This is a genomic window from Nostoc sp. DSM 114160, assembly GCF_053470305.1.
In genome coordinates this window covers 582,775-600,378 of sequence record NZ_JBPFGO010000003.1, presented here as the reverse complement: position 1 = coordinate 600,378, position 17,604 = coordinate 582,775, and the positions used below count along the sequence as shown (strand labels likewise).

The 17,604-nt window shown below is 44.3% G+C and carries 12 protein-coding genes; all 12 read left to right on the top strand.

Going from position 1 to position 17,604, the window contains the following annotated elements; translation table 11 throughout:
• Window positions 1-330: 330 nt before the first annotated feature.
• The 12 genes from NSTCB13_RS27755 to NSTCB13_RS27700 all read left to right on the top strand — a co-directional run bounded on the left by NSTCB13_RS27755 (window position 331) and on the right by NSTCB13_RS27700 (window position 17,598).
• Entirely contained in the window at window positions 331-2,673 is a 2,343-nt protein-coding gene (locus NSTCB13_RS27755; RefSeq protein ID WP_445627131.1) for an NACHT domain-containing protein, read from the top strand.
• Between the two features lie 528 nt (window positions 2,674-3,201).
• Window positions 3,202-5,256 (top strand): glycosyltransferase, encoded by a 2,055-nt coding sequence (locus NSTCB13_RS27750; RefSeq protein ID WP_448274523.1) that lies wholly within the window; start codon window positions 3,202-3,204, stop codon window positions 5,254-5,256.
• A gap of 116 nt (window positions 5,257-5,372) precedes the next feature.
• Window positions 5,373-5,939, top strand: coding sequence for a hypothetical protein (locus NSTCB13_RS27745; RefSeq protein WP_445627133.1), 567 nt, complete (start codon window positions 5,373-5,375; stop codon window positions 5,937-5,939).
• A gap of 78 nt (window positions 5,940-6,017) precedes the next feature.
• Window positions 6,018-7,826 (top strand): ABC transporter ATP-binding protein, encoded by a 1,809-nt coding sequence (locus NSTCB13_RS27740; RefSeq protein WP_448274522.1) that lies wholly within the window; start codon window positions 6,018-6,020, stop codon window positions 7,824-7,826.
• Window positions 7,823-9,634: an ABC transporter ATP-binding protein gene (locus NSTCB13_RS27735; protein ID WP_448274521.1), complete on the top strand. Its 1,812-nt coding sequence runs from the start codon at window positions 7,823-7,825 to the stop codon at window positions 9,632-9,634. The genes NSTCB13_RS27740 and NSTCB13_RS27735 overlap by 4 nt, the downstream gene beginning before the upstream one ends.
• Before the next feature lie 55 nt (window positions 9,635-9,689).
• Window positions 9,690-10,385, top strand: coding sequence for a carbohydrate deacetylase (locus NSTCB13_RS27730; protein ID WP_445627136.1), 696 nt, complete (start codon window positions 9,690-9,692; stop codon window positions 10,383-10,385).
• A 16-nt stretch (window positions 10,386-10,401) separates the two neighbouring features.
• Window positions 10,402-11,658 carry a hypothetical protein gene (locus NSTCB13_RS27725; RefSeq protein ID WP_448274520.1) on the top strand — a complete coding sequence of 419 codons (1,257 nt, stop codon included), beginning with the start codon at window positions 10,402-10,404 and terminating at the stop codon, window positions 11,656-11,658.
• Between the two features lie 17 nt (window positions 11,659-11,675).
• Complete coding sequence (locus NSTCB13_RS27720; RefSeq protein ID WP_448274519.1) at window positions 11,676-12,872, top strand: hypothetical protein; 1,197 nt, start codon at window positions 11,676-11,678, stop codon at window positions 12,870-12,872.
• A gap of 2 nt (window positions 12,873-12,874) precedes the next feature.
• Window positions 12,875-14,065: a hypothetical protein gene (locus tag NSTCB13_RS27715; RefSeq protein WP_448274518.1), complete on the top strand. Its 1,191-nt coding sequence runs from the start codon at window positions 12,875-12,877 to the stop codon at window positions 14,063-14,065.
• Between the two features lie 67 nt (window positions 14,066-14,132).
• The gene (locus NSTCB13_RS27710; RefSeq protein WP_448274517.1) at window positions 14,133-15,272 is read left to right on the top strand and encodes a glycosyltransferase family protein; all 1,140 of its coding nucleotides are present in this window, start codon (window positions 14,133-14,135) and stop codon (window positions 15,270-15,272) included.
• 26 nt (window positions 15,273-15,298) lie between these two features.
• Window positions 15,299-16,471 carry a glycosyltransferase family 2 protein gene (locus tag NSTCB13_RS27705; protein ID WP_448274516.1) on the top strand — a complete coding sequence of 391 codons (1,173 nt, stop codon included), beginning with the start codon at window positions 15,299-15,301 and terminating at the stop codon, window positions 16,469-16,471.
• The gene (locus NSTCB13_RS27700; RefSeq protein WP_448274515.1) at window positions 16,468-17,598 is read left to right on the top strand and encodes a glycosyltransferase family 2 protein; all 1,131 of its coding nucleotides are present in this window, start codon (window positions 16,468-16,470) and stop codon (window positions 17,596-17,598) included. The genes NSTCB13_RS27705 and NSTCB13_RS27700 overlap by 4 nt, the downstream gene beginning before the upstream one ends.
• The last annotated feature ends 6 nt before the right edge of the window (window positions 17,599-17,604 follow it).

The following is a 17,604-nucleotide window of genomic DNA, read 5'->3' as shown; positions in this document are numbered from 1 at the left end:
TCCTACTTTTAATTAAATTGTTTTAAATCGGATTTAAAATCACGAATCATCAAAACATTTTTTTTTCCAAATAAAGGTAAAATATAAGCCATAAGAGGGAAGAAGCCCCGAAAAAAATTAGTTAGTTTTAAAACTCAGTAATTAAACCGATCGTATTAATAAATATCAGTAAAACTACATTGATTACGTTAGTTACAATTTTACTTATTTAGATATATCAAAAAAAATTGATAAAATTTAAACATGAAAGTGACATAATTATGAATCAATAATTAATTAATTGATTAAATATTTCCTTAAGTTAATAACTGGAGATTAAAAAACTGCTTTATGGCACGACGTTCGTTGAAAGCATCTACTGTAGGTATTGAGAAAGCAAAAAAGGCTTTTAAAATTAGAGAATGGACGCAAGAGTATTTAGCTAGCGAGATAGGACTTGAGACTCGGCAACCAATCTGGAAATTTTTTACAGGCAAGCCGATTGAGCGTCAGAACTTTATGGAAATATGCTTTCGACTCGGTTTAGATTGGCAAGATATTGCTGAACTACCCAATCAGCAGGAATGGGAAAGAGAAAACTGCCAAGATATCGAAAGCTTAGTGCAAATGTTGCGATCGCGTCTAAGTGATAAGATTAAATGCCAATGTGGCACTACGAGGTTGTTAGATATCGATCGACCAATTCAACTAGAAGAAATTTATGTCAACACCAATATTCTGAATCATATTACAAGTCGAAGATGGGTAGATATTCTCGACCTACAAAACTTCATTCCCGAAGAGTTCGACTGTTTTGCTTTTAATCAACTTTATCAAGAACGAGTTTCTGCAATCCAAGCAGTTATCACCTATCCCAAACTCATGGTACTAGGTAAACCAGGATCTGGTAAAACTACGTTTTTACAGTATATTGCTATGCAATGCAATCAAGGCAAATTACTATCAGACCGGATACCAATTTTTATTCGCTTGAAAAACTTTGCTGAGAATGCTAGAGAAAGCGGAAATTATAGTTTATTGAACTATATTAGTCAAGAGCTTGCCAATTGCGGTGCTTCAGATCGAGAAATTCAAACATTACTAGTTAGTGGCAAAATATTAATTTTACTGGATGGCTTAGATGAAATTTCAGAAGATGATAACGCCAAAATCATCACTAAAATTCGCAGTTTTGCTGCAAACTATTACCAAAATAAGTTGATTCTAACATGTCGTATCGGTTATCAACAGTATCAGTTCGAGGAATTTAGTGATGTTGAAATTGCTGATTTTGATTGTTCTCAAATTGAGGCTTTTGTGCAAAATTGGTTTGTCAATGTTAGTAAGAATTCCATCGACAAAGGAAAAGCTTTAGCTTGTCGATTTGTGCAAAAATTACAGTTATTAGAGAATCAACAAATTCGAGAACTAGCTGTCAGACCACTTTTGCTTAATTTGGCTTGTTGTGTGTTTCAAGCTTGCTCGGACTTTCCAATTAGAAAGGTCGAATTTTACAAGCAAGGATTGGACACTTTGCTCAATCGCTGGGATAAAGTGAGGAACATTAAACGAGATGAAATTTATCTTCATTTTTCTTTAGCTCAAAAGCTGGAACTGCTGAGTCAAATTGCTGCTATTACCTTTAAACAAGGTCATTACTTTTTCACACAAAGTATTATCGAGCAATACATTACGGACTACCTCTGTAACTTACCCATAACCCAAACTGAGCCTGATATACTGCAACTCAACAGTGAAGCAGTGCTGAAACTGCTTGAGACACATGGATTACTAATAGAGCAGGCGCAGGGAATTTACTCGTTTTCACATATAGCTTTTCAGGAGTATTTAACAGCTAAAAATCTTGTTACTAGCCCTAACCCTCAAATATTAGAAAAAAAATTAATCGATCTGGTTAGCCATTTAACTGAACCACGTTGGCGCAAAATCTTTTTACTAACCGCTGGAATGTTGGATAATCCGACTTATCTGTTGCAATTAATCAAGCAACATATCGATCGGCTTGCCGCCTTCGATTGGCAATTACAAAATTTCTTCAACTGGCTTAATCAGAAGTCTCTTTCAGTTCAGTCTACTCATAAAAGAGTAGCTATTCGTGCCTTTTATCTAACCCTAGAACTTCTCGACGATCTGAGCTTTACTAATGACTTGGCTTTTTCCCTTGGCATCGATCTCAGACTTACTAGTAATCTTACCCCTGATTTGGATCTAGATATAACTCTTCACTGTGCCCTTCACTTAAGCGTTGCTCTCTCTAACGAGCCGACTTTAGATCGAGTTTTGGCTTTAAGCTTTGCTCTTTCTAATGACCGAATTATTGTCTGTCACCCTGAGTTACAGCATTCTTTGCAAAAACTCAAAGAACAATTACCAACCCCAGTTCAAGGTAGAGAAAAGTTAAAAGAATGGTGGAATGCTAACGGTAAAACTTGGGCTAATAATTTGAGGTTGGCGATAGTTCAGTGTCGCAACATTGGTCATCAATGGCAGTTCAGCGAGGAGCAGAAAGAAATACTTAAACAGTACTATACTGCTAGCCAGTTATTGGTAGATTGCCTCAATAGTGCTTGTAAAGTAACTCCCACCATACCAGAGAGTATTTTGGCAACGTTATTGTTACCTACCGCTAAAGCAGAGAGCAAGTTTATAAACCATAGTAGTAAGAAGTTTTAAAACTACTCATTTCCAGTTGGGTATATGTAGTATCAAATTTTTGGCAACATTTTCTCCATTGGCTGAAATGAAACCCTATATTTATATGACTCATATTTGATTTCTGAAAAAACTCAGTACACCTTATAAAGCTTTATTTTCTGTTCCCTGTTCCCTATTTCCTGTTCCCTGCCCACGCAAGTAAATTCTCCGAATCCAACCGATTCCTATATATATTCAACTGTAAATTTTGAACTGACTCAGCAATTGGTGTTGCTGAGTTTAATTGACCAACTGGATACAAAACTAGACTGAAAATATACGTTAATTCATACATTTTCGTAAACGCGATCGCAAACCCACTTCTGACACACTCTTAAGTATTACAAGGTTGTTAATTAATGGCGATTGTGGTGGTATTAACGCCAAATATGCTGCCAATGCATTGAACGAAGTATATGTGTGTTTCTTTTTTTGAGCCAACTGACGTAGTGTTTCAGCAACAAGGAAATAAATTTGCAGGGAATTGTCGGGGGTAATTTGCGAAACTTGACTTCAACACCTTCTGGCTTCTGTGCTGAACCACTTGCACAAGGCGAGGCAGTCACAGTAAAAGGTAAGTTTTTCTTTATTAAGGATAAAAAGTTTTATCTTAAAGGAGTTAGTTACGGCCCTTTCTCCATTGGTAGCCACGGTGAATCCTTTCCAGAAAAATCAGTTGTGGAAAAAGATTTCGCTATGATGGCAGAAATGGGAGCTAACTGTGTGCGTACCTATACTGTTCCACCTGATTGGCTGTTGGATCTAGCTGCAATCTCTGGTCTGAGACTGTTAATTGGTATACCTTGGTCTCAGCATATTGCCTTCCTTAACTCTTCTGCTGTCAAAGCAGAAATCCGTAACTGCATTGTTCAAGGAGTTAAAGTTTGCCGGAATCATCCCGCTACTTTTGCCTATTTGGTGGGCAATGAAATTCCTCCAGATATTGTCCGATGGCATGGAGCAAAACCAGTTCGGGCTTTTATTAAAGAGTTAATGGCGGTAGCAAAAGACAGCGATCCCGAAGGTTTGGTGAGCTATGCCAATTACCCCTCTACAGAGTATTTAAATATTGACTTTACTGATTTTTCATGCTTTAACGTTTACCTGCATCGGGAAACAGATTTTCGTCGCTACCTCTCACGACTCCATAATCTAGCTGAGGATAAACCTCTAGTACTGAGTGAGTTTGGCGTTGACTCGATGCGTGAAGGAACCCAAGCCCAAGCCGAAATTCTCTCTCAAAAACTGTCATCTAGTTTTGAGATGGGAGCAGCCGGGACAATCATATTTTCTTGGACGGATGAATGGTTTACCGGCGGATATGCCATACAAGATTGGGCTTTTGGTCTAGTTGACGCCGAACGGCTCAAAAAGCCAGCTTTCCAGACAGTTCAGCAGTATTACACAGCGCCTCTGCCGCCAGCGCTACCTGAATATCCTAAAGTCTCAGTGATTGTCTGCGCTTACAATGCTGAACGCACGATGGATAGTTGTCTAGCTTCTCTCAAAGAACTCAACTATCCCAACTATGAAGTCATTGTAGTTAATGATGGATCGAGCGATCGCACTCTCCAAATTACTCAGCGTTACGATTATGTACGCCTAATTAACCAAGAAAATAAGGGATTAAGCGTCGCCCGCAACGTTGGGATGACCGCCGCAACTGGCGAGATTGTTGCCTATACCGATTCTGATTGTATGGCAGATCCAGACTGGCTCACCTATCTGGTCGCCAAGTTTCTCTCCTCTGGTCTAGCTGCCGTAGGCGGGCCAAACTTATCTCCCCCGGAAGACTCTCTTGTTCCCGCCTGCGTTGCTGTCTCACCTGGCGTACCTACCCACATACTTTTGAGTGATGAAGTAGCGGAACATATTGCTGGCTGTAACATGGCTTTTCGTCGGCAGGTTCTACAAGAAATTAACGGCTTCAACCCGATATTTCGTACTGCCGGGGATGATGTTGATATCTGCTGGCGACTGCAAGATCGAGGTTACACCATTGGTTTTAGCCCAGCGGCAATCGTATGGCATTTTCGCCGTAATACAGTAGCAGCCTATCTCAAACAGCAGCAAGGTTATGGCAAGGCAGAAGCGCTCGTTTATTTTCAGCATCCCTACCGCTTTAACCTTCTGGGACAGCCTTCTTGGTTGGGGAGAATCTACGGAGATTTATCTGCATTTCTTCGTATTGGTCAACCAATTATCTACTCTGGGGTGTTTGGTCGCGGTCTGTTTCAAACCTTGTACGAGCCTTCCTCGTCTCTGATTTCTTACCTTCCCCTGACACTGGAGTGGAATATCGCAGCTTTGATCCTATTTGTGTCTGCGCTTTTATCTGGCGATCGCCCGTGGTTGGGTGCAGCAATGTTCCTTATCTCTTTTAGCTGGTGTGTAGCTGGTGCTATACAAGCGCGGATTGACTCTCGTTTTCTCAAAAGAAGGGCACGGTTACTGGTGGCGCTATTAATTTACCTGGGGCCGATTGTACGTAGTATAGAGCGCTATAAATGGCGAATTAAAGAACTTAAGAAAGCCGAGCCGATAAAGTTTGATGAACTGTAAATAAAAATAGAAGCATTAAAAAAATGACCGAAAACGACTCATGATACAAGCCTCTAAATTTATTTATGGGGATCATTAATTTTGAATTTTGAATTTTGAATTCGGAGCGAAGCGACGTGACTCAAACATTAACTCAAGCAGATTTAATTCAATTTGATTTGCCAGCGCACAAAGTAAATATTTCCTGGCGCGATCGCGCCTATGAGTTGTCCTATTGGACAGAAGCAGGAATCGAAAAGGAGAACCTGCTGCAAAAGGTAATGGATTTACTCGTGTCTTGCAAGTATTTCATTGCGATGGATCGAGGCTGGAGCGACTGGGATTTAGAGATTTATCAGGGGATTTGGTCAAAAGTTCAACTGAAAGTATGTGCTGAAAATCATGGAGGTAACAAAAGAGTTTTGCGGGTGCGGTGTGCTTTGAGAATGTCACAGTTAGCCATTATGGCGATGGTTGGCTATTGTCTGTTCGCAATTGTGGCGATCGTTCTGGGAATGCCAGAAGTAGCAACACTCACAATTGCACTAGGTACGCTGAACGCCAGTGTCATCTTATATCAGAACTTCCAGTTGGGACGTATTCTTTACCAAGTACTGGAGATTGTTGCCAAAAGAGTTTACTTGCTGCCAATACAAACCACCAACAACCAGTCTGTCGCAGAAAGTGTAATATTACAGCCATGACAAACGTCTTGGTACTCCAGTAAGCAAATGGCCAGACGAGAGGTAAATCTGCAAGTGAGGCAAGAGATCAAATTAATCATGCATCGATACGGGCAGATGCTCCGATATCCGCTGCGCCAGTGGCGTACCTTAATCGCAATCATCGGTCTCACGGCTGGCACTTGTGCCACCGCCACACTTCAACCTTGGCCAATGAAAATCTTGGTAGATTATGCTCTCGGTCAGGCAGTCATCCCCCCGTTGGTTCGCTCATTCCTGGGGACTTTTAACTTGGCGCTCACACCAGCGTTGCTGGTTGTTGTCGCCGCAGTTTGTAGCCTTGGACTTTATACTTTAAACGCTACCCTAGAAACTAGCCTTAGCTGGGCCTGGAGCGCTGCCGGACAAGGTATGGTCTACGAACTGGCCCAAAGACTGTTCTATCGTTTGCAACGCCTTTCACTGCTGTTCCATAACCAACGGACTGTGGGTGATTCCCTCAGCCGTCTAGCCGGAGATACCTATTGCGTTTATACCTTAAGCGGTGCTTTGCTGATTTCACCTGTGCAATACTTGCTGACGCTAGCAACTATTAGCCTCGTCGCCTGGAATCTAAGTCCTTTACTAACACTACTTTCGCTTTTCGTGGCTCCAATAATGGGCGGTTCAGCCCTTGTTTTTGGTTCCCGACTCAAACGCCGGACAAAACTTAACCGTGAAGCCCAATCCCGCCTCACTAGTTTTGTCCACCAAACGGTAACAGCAATCCCGATGATTCAGGCATTTGGTAGAGAGAGTTACAATACCCGGCAGTTTGAGCATTTAGCGGCAGACGCAGTTGTTCTCTCACAACGCGAAACTCTGCTCAAAAGTGTTTACGGTGTAGCCAATGGTACTGTGACAACGATTGGTACTGCGATCGTTCTGTATGTGGGCGGGCAGCAGGTATTATTGGGGGCTATGAGTATCGGTAGCTTGCTTGTCTTTTTAGCATACCTACAATCTATACAAGGAGCATTTAAGGGTCTATTTGGCATCTACGGGAGCCTGAAGTCTGTAGATGCCAATATAGATAGAGTTTTAGAAGTTTTGGATGCTCAAGATGGGGTGCAGGATGCTCCTAATGCCAGACCATTGCCAGTTCGTCCACTTAGAGAACGCGGGCACGTATGTTTAGAGAAAGTCACCTTTGGTTATGAACCTAACTACCCCGTCCTCAAAGAAATTACCCTAGAAGCGCGACCGGGAGAAACGATCGCCCTCGTCGGCGCGACAGGTGCTGGTAAGAGTACACTGGTTTCCCTGATTCCCCGCTTTTTTGACCCTTGGCAGGGACGAGTCCTCTTTGATGGGGTGGATGTCCGAGATGTACAACTGAAAAGCTTGCGCGAGCAAATTGCTCTGATGCTGCAAGAGCCGTTTTTACTGCCGCTCTCGGTGGCAGAGAACATTGCCTACGGGTGTCCAGAAGCAAGTTTAGCAAAGATTGTCGCAGCAGCCAAAGCGGCTAAGGCGGACGACTTCATCCAACAGTTGCCCCAAGCGTATGATACCCCGATCGGTGAAAGAGGGGCACTCCTCTCTGGAGGACAAAGACAGCGAATAGCGATCGCCCGCGCCCTGCTCAAGGATGCACCTGTACTGATTCTCGATGAACCCACTTCTGCCCTGGATGCCCAGACTGAAAATTTACTCCTAGAAGCTTTAGATCGCCTGATTGAAGGCCGGACTACGTTTATCATTGCCCATCGACTTTCCACGATTCAACGAGCAGATCGGATTGTAGTTCTGGAACAGGGAAAGGTTGTGGAGATGGGAACGCACCAGGAGTTGCTGGCTATCAATGGTTTCTATCATCGTTTGCACTCCTTGCAGTTTCCCAAACCGCCGCAGGAGGTCGTTCTATGAAACTGTGGTGGCTGCGATTGGCACGTTACGCCCTGGTTCGTTGGCGCGGACTCATTTTTGTCATGCTGCTAATGCTGATTAATGTGGGGCTAAATGTACTCAAGCCCTGGCCTTTGAAGTTGATCGTTGATTGCGTCTTGAACAACCAATCGCTACCAAATAGCGTTCTTTGGTTCAAAACCTTGTCTGGTAGTCAATCCGATATGCAGTTACTCGCTTGGTTAGCAGCTGCCACAATCGTTTTATTTTTATCCAGTGAGGGAGTTCGACTGATACAGGAATATGTTGGAGCTGGTGTTGGCAGCCAGATGGTTTATGACTTGGGAGCAGCACTATTCGATCGCTTACAGCATCTTTCTTTGAGATTCCACAATCAACAGCGCGCTGGCGATCTGGTCAGGCGGGTGATGACCGACAGCATCTGTATTCAGAATTTGGCAATGGGGGTTTTTCTGCCCGTGCTTACTTCTCTGGTGAATTTGGTCGCAATGTTCGGCGTGATGTGGCAAATTAATCAACTGCTTTCACTGCTCTCGCTGATAATTGCTCCTTTAATAATCTTACTAATTTGGGTCTTTAACCAGCCCATGACTGAACGAACCTATCAGTATCAACAATTTGAAGGTGAGATCGTTGCACTCAGCGAGCAAACCTTGACAGCAATACCGATTATTCAAGCATTCGGACGTGAAGCACACGAAGATGAGCGCTTTCGCTACCTGTCTCAAAAAGCCCTGCAAGCTTATGTACGCTCTATCCTTGCCCAAATGCAATTCAAAGTTGGGGTGGGAGGTGTAACCGCAGTTGGAACAGCAGCAATCATGGCTTACGGTGGCTTCCAGGTTTTAGATGGGTCACTCTCAATTGGTTCTTTACTAGTCTTCCTCTCTTATCTCGCCTCCTTGTACGTGCCGATGGCGACTCTGGCTTATATGTCCTCTAGTTTTGCTAGTGCAGCTGCTAGTGCTAGGAGAGTGTTAGAGGTTTTGGATACTCAAGATGGGGTGCAGGATGCTCCTGATGTTAGACCATTGCCAGTTCGTCCAGTAGGAGGACGCGGACACGTATGTTTAGAGAAAGTCACCTTCGGTTACGAACCGAACTATCCCGTCCTTCAAGAAATTACCCTAGAAGCGCAACCGGGAGAAACGATCGCCCTCGTAGGCGCAACGGGTGCTGGCAAAACTACCCTAGTCTCCCTGATTCTCCGGTTTTTCGATCCTTGGCAGGGACGAGTCCTCTTTGATGGAGTGGATGTCCAAAGCGTACAACTGAAAAGCCTGCGCGAGCAGATTGCCCTGGTACTGCAAGAGCCGTTTTTACTGCCGATAACTATTGCTGAGAACATTGCCTATGGCTGCTTTAATGCTAGCCGCGAAGCGATCGTCAAAGCCGCTCAAGTTGCCAATGCTGACAGCTTTATTCAACGATTACCTCAAGGTTATGACACAGTAATTGGCGAGCGCGGAGCCACACTTTCAGGAGGCGAGAAGCAACGATTAGCGATCGCCCGTGCCCTACTCAAGGATGCTCCAGTGCTAATTCTGGATGAACCCACCTCTGCCCTAGATGCTCAAACCGAGTTTCTGCTGCTAGAAGCTTTAGAGCGACTGATGGTAGGACGGACTACGTTTATCATTGCCCATCGCCTCTCGACAATTCAACGAGCCGACCGAATCGTAGTTTTGGATCGGGGGAAAGTAGTAGAGATGGGAACTCACGAGGAGTTACTAGCGGTAAGTGGCTATTACAAGAAGCTGTATAAATTACACTTCGGCTCAACTCAACCATGCGATCTGCGATCGTGAATTCGCAAACAGGCGGTTAAAAACTAGCAAGATTTTTGTTTAAAGAGTTCGATCCATGAAGTATTGCATTGTTAATGGAGATGATTTTGGTGCTAGTCAAGGAATTAACAGTGGCATTGTTGAAGCCCACTGTAACGGAGTCCTAACTAGCACGAGCTTAATGGTGAATATGCCAGCGAGTGAGGAAGCAGCTATCTTAAGCCGTAAACTACCCGAACTGAGCGTTGGTTTGCATGTAAATATCACAACCGAGGATGGAGAATTAGCACTCGATCTCACGACTTTGGATCGATGCCGTGCTGAACTAAATCGCCAATTGAAACGCTTTCAAGAGCTAATAGGGCATCTACCGACTCATCTTGACTCGCATCATAACATCCACCGCTCTCCTCAATTACTGCCCCACTTCCTTAATTTGGCGCAGCAATATCGATTGCCACTAAGAGAACACTCTCCGGTTCGTTATTTCCCCAGCTTTTATGGGCAATGGGATGGAGAGACGCACCTGGAGCAGATTAGCGTCGAAAATTTAGTCCAAATGCTAGAAACCGAAGTTCAGGAAGGGTTTACGGAATTGAGCTGCCATCCAGGTTACGTCGATCCAGAGTTTTCATCAACCTATGCGATCGAGCGAGAAACGGAATTACAAACGCTTTGCAGCCCAATCATCAGAAGCAAGCTCACAGAACTCCAGATCCAACTTATAGGCTTTCGAGAACTCGCCAATTTGCTAGCAAACCTATCAGCTTAGTTGGGAGGGAAGTATTATGTCTGTCGTTGTCATTTCCCCTTCAAACGTCGTGACCTTTCCAGAAGGAGGGGGTCATTTCTGGGTTTATATGCAATATGTACAGGGGCTGCGCCAGTTGGGATGTGAGGTGTATTGGCTAGAGCGTTTCCACAGTAGCGGCGATCGAGAGCAGGATAAACTTATGCTTTCTACGTTTTATCAACGTATGGAACGCTATGGACTTAGTGGAAAGGTCATCCTTTATTCAGACCAGAACGCGATATCCGATCGTGGCAGCGAGTATGAATACATCGGAGTTTGGTCATCAAAGGCACAGGCAATCTTTCGGCAAGCAGACCTTTTACTAAATTTTTACTACGGTATTCATCCAGCTTTGCTTTCATGTTTTCGACGGACTGCTTTAATAGATATCGATCCAGGTTTATTACAATTTTGGATAACAGTTGGACAGCTCGTTGTACCCCCACACGATTATTACTTTAGTACTGGTGAAACTGTCGGCACACCTAGCGCTAAGTTTTCGGATTGTGGTTTGACTTGGATGCGAATTCGACCACCAGTATGTCTGGAATTGTGGCCATACGTATACAATCCCAACAGCGAAGCATTTACGACTGTCTCCGGTTGGTGGGGCAATGGTGGCAAAGGGGAATGGATTACAGACGGGCAGGATATCTGCTACGAGAACAACAAGCGAGTTTCCTTCATGCAATTTGTGGAACTGCCGCGCTTAACCGACCAAGTGCTTGAGCTGGCGCTGTGCCTGGGTGAGGGAGACGTGGAAGACGATCGAAGCAGAAAAGAGCAAAGCTGGCAAGCCAACAATACCGTACCGCATGATGTTACTGATTATAAAGGAGACGCAGAGGATCGAGAAGTGCTGGAGAGCTATGGTTGGCGGGTGCGTCATGCCTACAAAATGGCTAGCAGTCCAGATAGGTATCAATCTTACATCCAAATGTCGCGAGGAGAGTTTAGTTGCGCGAAACCTTCATGTATGAAGTTTCAAAATGCCTGGATTAGCGATCGCACGCTCTGCTATTTAGCAAGCGGGAAACCTGTTGTTGTTCAAGACACTGGGCCGAGTTCCTTCCTACCTAATGGCGAGGGGATGTTCCGGTTCTCGACGCTTAGTGAAGCAGCTGATGCCTTAGAGACAATAAATACTAATTATGAAAAGCACTGTCGAGCAGCAAGGGAAATTGCTGAAACATATTTTCAAGCTAAACAAACTTTGAATGGCATCCTCAACTATGCTCTTAAATTTCAATGATGGATGGAGTAAACTAAATGATCCTTTCTTTTGACTATCCGCCTGCTACTCGGGGAATAGTCGTCGTCTGGGGGATGCTAGCATCCTTCCCATTTGGGGGCATGACTTGGCAAGTGCTCCACTATCTAGCAGGCTTGCGGCGATTAGGTTTCGATGTATGGTACGTCGAGGATACTGACAGCGAACTATTAGATCCGATTACCTTCTGCTGGCATACATCAGAATATTCAGCAAATGTGCGCTATCTTGCCCAATACATGGATAGTATCGGTTTGGGCGATCGCTGGATTTTCCGTCCTCCAGGAGTGCGAGATGCAACCCTGGGAGCACGTGACTTAATGGGATTGGCAAAATTATACAAGGAAGCGGATGCAGTCATCAATCTATGTGGATACCATCCTATACGTAGTGAACACGACGATATCGCCTGTCTTATATATTTACAAACCGATCCGATGGTCGATCAGATAAAAGTAGCCGAGAATGACGCTCAAAAGATTGAGCAACTTGATGCTTACAATTACTTATTCACCTATGGCGAGAATCTGGGAGCGCCCGACTGTCTTGTACCCATCGAGCGATACCAGTGGCATCCGACGCGACCGCCAGTTTGCCTCGATTGGTGGTTTACCGATAGTCCACCAATTTTGGACTCGGCTCTCACAACTATCTCAAACTGGGAGCATTGGGACAATGATATCGTTTGGCAGGGGGAGAAGTATTACTGGCGCAAAGACCGAGAATTCCGGTGTTTCATAGACCTTCCAGCAAAATCTTTGCTACCGCTTGAGCTTGCTCTTGAAGGTATTAATCCTCAAGAGCAAGCTGAAATGATTAATCGCGGTTGGCGGATTGTTTATGCTAGGGCATTATCCGATCCGATCGCCTATCGTAACTATATTTGTGCCTCTCTAGGCGAGTTTACTGTGACAAAGGATCAGTATGTTCGTCCTCGCACTGGCTGGTTCAGCGATCGCTCTGTCTGCTATCTGGCAGCAGGCCGTCCTGCGATCGCCCAAGAAACAGGGTTTAGCAAGTTCTTACCCACGGGGAAAGGATTATTTGCATTCAACACTATGGAAGATATTCTCGCGGCAGTGGAGGCGATCGAAAGCGACTACGAAGGCAATTGTCGGGCAGCTCGTGAAATTGCTTCGGAGTACTTTGCCGCAGAGAAAGTGATTGGCAGTCTCATGGAACGAGCGGGGTTATAAGTATGGCACGCATTGTTGTTTGCGGATATATGATTCGACATCCTGTTGCTGGCAATCTCTTAGCCTACTTTCATTATGTTTTAGGGTTACATCATTTGGGACATGAAGTCTTATACCTGGAGGAAAGTGGTTGGTCTGGGTCTTGCTATAACCCTATTGCCCACAATTACACTGATGACCCAAGCTTTGGACTTCACGCAGTCCAAACGCTCATATACAGTTATGGCGTGAATGCCACACTCTGCTATGTAAATCGGGATACAGGAGATGTCTACGGTGCAGATTGGCAAGAAATAAAGCAGATGCTCAAGACGGCGGATCTGCTATTAAATATCGGTGGAGTTTGCTGGTTATCTGAATTTCTTTTATGCAAACATCGAGTATTAATCGACATGGACCCATTCTTTACCCAGATTGGGACGTTCGCCGCTGAGGGTCGTAACGATTATCACGCTTACTTTAGTTATGGCGTTAATATTGGACAACCAAATTGCGGCGTACCAAGTGATGGAATTAAATGGCTCCCCACTGTACCGCCTGTTGTACCAGAGATATGGAATTCGATACTTATTCCCGAAGATAGTGGCGAAAAACGCGCAGATTTCCCATTCACGACAATTGCCAATTGGAATGCTTATGGAGGCGTGACTTATAAAGGTGAGGATTATGGGCAGAAAGATCGGGAATTCATGCGCTTGCTGGAACTCCCTAGCCACTGTTGGCAGAAACTCGAACTCGCTCTTGCTGGCAAGGATGCAGAAATAGCAGAGGTTATGAAATCTTTAAAGGCAGCAGGTTGGTTAGTTCGAGATGGTAAGGAAATTAGCGCTAGTCTGTCAACCTACATAACTTACCTGACTAGCTCCCGTGGAGAATTTAGCGTTGCCAAACAAGCTTATGTAAAAACTCGTAGCGGTTGGTTTAGCGATCGCAGCGTCTGCTATCTCGCTGCTGGTCGTCCCGTCATTTTACAAGATACCGGATTTAGCGATTGGCTGCCTACAGGGCAAGGTGTGCTGGTATTTTCATGCTTGCAGGAAGCTGTAGGCTGTATCGAGCGCGTCAATACAAATTATCAGGCTCACTGTCAGGCAGCAAAAGAATTAGCCGAGCAATTCTTTAGTTACAAAGTGGTGCTACCTCGACTACTGGAGACAGTTTTAAGCACGCATCTATCTCAATTTCAAGTCTGACTGCCTATGAAGGAATAAATCATCAGCTAATACATCTAATCAAAACATATAACAAATTTCAAATAAGATGATTATTATTTTTGCTAGTGCTATTGGTCGGTTTCCCATAGGAGGCAACGCTTGGTCTGACCTGCAATACCTCCTGGGTCTACGTGCCCTTGGACATGATATTTTCTACTTGGAAGAATGTGGGTCAGAGTCGTGGGTTTACAATTGGGAAACCGAGCAAATCACGACGGAGTTAGACTATCCAACAAATTATATTAAAAACTGCCTAGAACCGCTTGGTTTTAAGAACAAGTGGATTTACCGAACTGATGAGCATTCAGTTGGGATGGAGATTGACGAGTTTAAAGACATCTGCTCTCAGGCTGATTTAATGATTGTTCGTGGCTCTCCACTTTCTGTTTGGAGAGATGAGTATGGATGGCCGCAGCGCCGCATCTATATTGATGCCGATCCCGGTTTTACGCAGATTAATATTGCTAACGGTAATTCGGAATTAGTAGAGACAATTGAACGTTGCGATCGCCTCTTCACGATTGGGCAACGCATTGGTGCTGAAGACTGTCTTATCCCCACAAACGGTAGGCATTGGCAAAAGACATTACCTCCAGTAGCACTGCCTTACTGGCCAGTAACTGAAGACAATCATACCACCCACTTCAGTTCGATTATGCAGTGGCACAGTTATCGAGAGGTGGTCTACGAAGGAGTCACCTACGGCAATAAGGATAAAGAGTTCTTAAAATTTATAGATATACCGCAACTCACCAAACAGCAATTTCGGATTGCCTTAAGCGGTGGCTTTCCCGATGAACTATCACAGTATGGCTGGGAGGTGATTCCCGGATGGATTGCCTCCTTTACCCCAGAGTCTTACCAGAAATTTGTCCAAGCATCCCGCGCTGAGTTTGGAGTCGCAAAACAGGGTTATGTTGCTACCAAAGGTGGCTGGTTTAGCGATCGCAGCGTTTGTTATCTGGCTTCCGGTAAGCCAATTCTAGTACAAGATACAGGTTTGAGCGATTGGCTACCCATCAAAGAAGGGATTTTAACTTTTTGCGACCAACAGGAGGTAGTCAAAGGTGTAGAAGCCATCAACGCTGACTATGAGCGACACAAGTATGCAGCACGCAGGTTAGCAGAGGAATATTTTGACTCAGATAAAGTTCTTTCGTCTCTGCTAGAGGCGGCAATGAATTAACTGTCATTGAGTATAGGAGATATATTATGTCAACAGTAACTATCGGATTCTTTCCTCGCGAACAATTCACCTTAGCAGTTGAATCTTTACAGCGAATTTTCAACTACACCCACATCCCGTTTAACCTGATCGTAGTAGACTGCAATACTCCGAAAGTGTATTGGCAGCAGATGGAACAGGTATTAGAAGGTCGCAGTAATGTCAAAGTCATTTACAAAGATTGTTATTTGCAGCCCAACCAGTTAAGAAACTTAGTAATTCAGGAAGCTAAGGATGATTTTTTGTGCTTCGTTGAGAATGATGTTCTTGTTGAGGAAGGTTGGTTATCCCATCTGATCGCCGCCTGCGAAGAACAACCAGCTGATGTAGCTGTGCCCCGAATTATTGAGGGGCCTTTAGGAGCGACAAACGTTCATTGGGACCCAAACCAGGGTGAGGTTCGGTCAGTACCAACAGCTAACGGCGTTAAATGGGAAGTCCTGCCAGCCACGAGCGAGCAGCAACTCGATCGCGGAACTCATCGCCGGATGATACAGTTAGCTGGAGAAGCTCACTGTCGGCTCTACCGTCGAAGTGTTTTTGATCGAGTTTCTCCTTTCGATGAAGATGTTATTTTTCTAGATCATTTCGATTCTAGTTTGGCTTTATATAATGCCAAAATTCCAGTTGTCTTTGAGCCGAAATCTGTTGTTCATTTCTGGCACCCTTATCCTCCTCATCCAGAAGACCTCGATTATTTTTTCATGAGATGGGATCTTGAACAATCCGCCAAGAGCCTCGAGCGTATTCAAGAAAAATGGAACTTGGTTTCACTGTACGGAGACTTAAGTTTTGCCATAGAGCGGAATCACATTGGTCATCTGTACGAGGTAAGAGAGGAACTCAAAACTCTGATATCGCCACAGGAATCTTTTATCTTGGTCGATGAAGACCGCCTGAACGGTAACGAAATCATTAAAGGTTTTCAAACAATCCCCTTTACTGAACGCGATGGGTGGTATTGGGGGCGTCCAGTAGATGACGACACAGCTATTCGAGAATTCGATCGCCTATACCAAACTGGTGCTAGTGCGATCGTTTTCTTGTGGCACACTTTTTGGTGGCTGGAATACTACACCGGATTTCATGAATATTTACGGCAAAAGTTTCCCTGTGTATTACAAAATGACCATCTGATTGTATTTGACCTACGCTCATGAACAAGCCTCTAGCCAGTATTATCATCACCAACTACAACTATGAACGTTTTCTGAAGGAGGCAATTGATAGCGCTCTCAATCAAAACTATCAGCCTTTAGAAGTGATTGTGGTTGATGATGGTTCAACAGACGACTCACAGCAAATCATTGCCAATTATGGGGAAGAGATTATCCCTCTGCTAAAAGAAAATGGCGGACAGGGTTCTGCATTCAACGTTGGTTTTGCCGCAAGCCGTGGTGAGGTTGTCTGTTTTTTAGATGCAGATGATGTTTTGCTGCCTGATGCGATCGCCAGAGCCGTTGAACTGCTGCGCTATCCGAATATAGTACAGGTACACTGGCCTTTATCCGCTATAGATGCTGATGGTAAACTGTTGGGAAAATTAATTCCCGATCAACCTCTACCAGAAGGAGATTTGCGCGATGTGCTTCTTCAAGGTAGCATTGAAAGCTATGTTTTCTCACCCACGAGCGGCAATGCCTGGTCACGCAGTTATTTAGAGAAAATTTTTCCCCTACCCGATATTTACTACTCTCTTAACGCTGATGCGTACTTAACTTTTTTGTCTCCTTTTTTCGGTAGCATCAAGCGCATTGCTGAGTACCAAGCCCTGTATCGGATTCATGGTCATAATGGCAGTAGCAAGCTTACTTATAGTTGGCAACTTAGCCAATATCACGATCATATAAAAGCCTTGCGCGAGTCTTTGCACAAGCACGACATTCAAATCGAAGATGCTTTTGAGCGCTGGAAAGGTTCTGAGTATGAGTTTATCCAACGTCTGGGCAGGTTGGAGCAGGAACTAACTCCCTTAATTCCAATGGGGCAAGGGTACATTTTAGTTGACATGAACGAATGGGGATCTGGTCAGCTTCTGGACAAGTGCCAATCAATTCCCTTTCTGGAAAAAGATGGGATGTATTGGGGATCACCAAAAGATGATGCCATTGCTATTAAGGAATTTGAACGACTGCACCGTGAAGGAGCAAGTTTCATAGTGTTTGGATGGCCAGCTTTCTGGTGGTTTGACCATTATGCTGAGTTCGCTTGCTATTTGCGTACTAAGTTTCGCTGTGTTTTAGATAATGAGCGCTTGGTTGTCTTTGATTTACGTATGTCTGTTTAATTTTAT

Excerpts from the sequence above, each read along its gene's own strand:
- NSTCB13_RS27755 (WP_445627131.1), top strand. The coding sequence starts at position 331 with ATGGCACGACGTTCGTTGAAAGCATCTACTGTAGGTATTGAGAAAGCA.
- NSTCB13_RS27740 (WP_448274522.1), top strand. The coding sequence starts at position 6,018 with ATGCATCGATACGGGCAGATGCTCCGATATCCGCTGCGCCAGTGGCGT.
- NSTCB13_RS27735 (WP_448274521.1), top strand. The coding sequence starts at position 7,823 with ATGAAACTGTGGTGGCTGCGATTGGCACGTTACGCCCTGGTTCGTTGG.
- NSTCB13_RS27730 (WP_445627136.1), top strand. The coding sequence starts at position 9,690 with ATGAAGTATTGCATTGTTAATGGAGATGATTTTGGTGCTAGTCAAGGA.
- NSTCB13_RS27725 (WP_448274520.1), top strand. The coding sequence starts at position 10,402 with ATGTCTGTCGTTGTCATTTCCCCTTCAAACGTCGTGACCTTTCCAGAA.
- NSTCB13_RS27720 (WP_448274519.1), top strand. The coding sequence starts at position 11,676 with ATGATCCTTTCTTTTGACTATCCGCCTGCTACTCGGGGAATAGTCGTC.
- NSTCB13_RS27715 (WP_448274518.1), top strand. The coding sequence starts at position 12,875 with ATGGCACGCATTGTTGTTTGCGGATATATGATTCGACATCCTGTTGCT.
- NSTCB13_RS27710 (WP_448274517.1), top strand. The coding sequence starts at position 14,133 with ATGATTATTATTTTTGCTAGTGCTATTGGTCGGTTTCCCATAGGAGGC.
- NSTCB13_RS27705 (WP_448274516.1), top strand. The coding sequence starts at position 15,299 with ATGTCAACAGTAACTATCGGATTCTTTCCTCGCGAACAATTCACCTTA.
- NSTCB13_RS27700 (WP_448274515.1), top strand. The coding sequence starts at position 16,468 with ATGAACAAGCCTCTAGCCAGTATTATCATCACCAACTACAACTATGAA.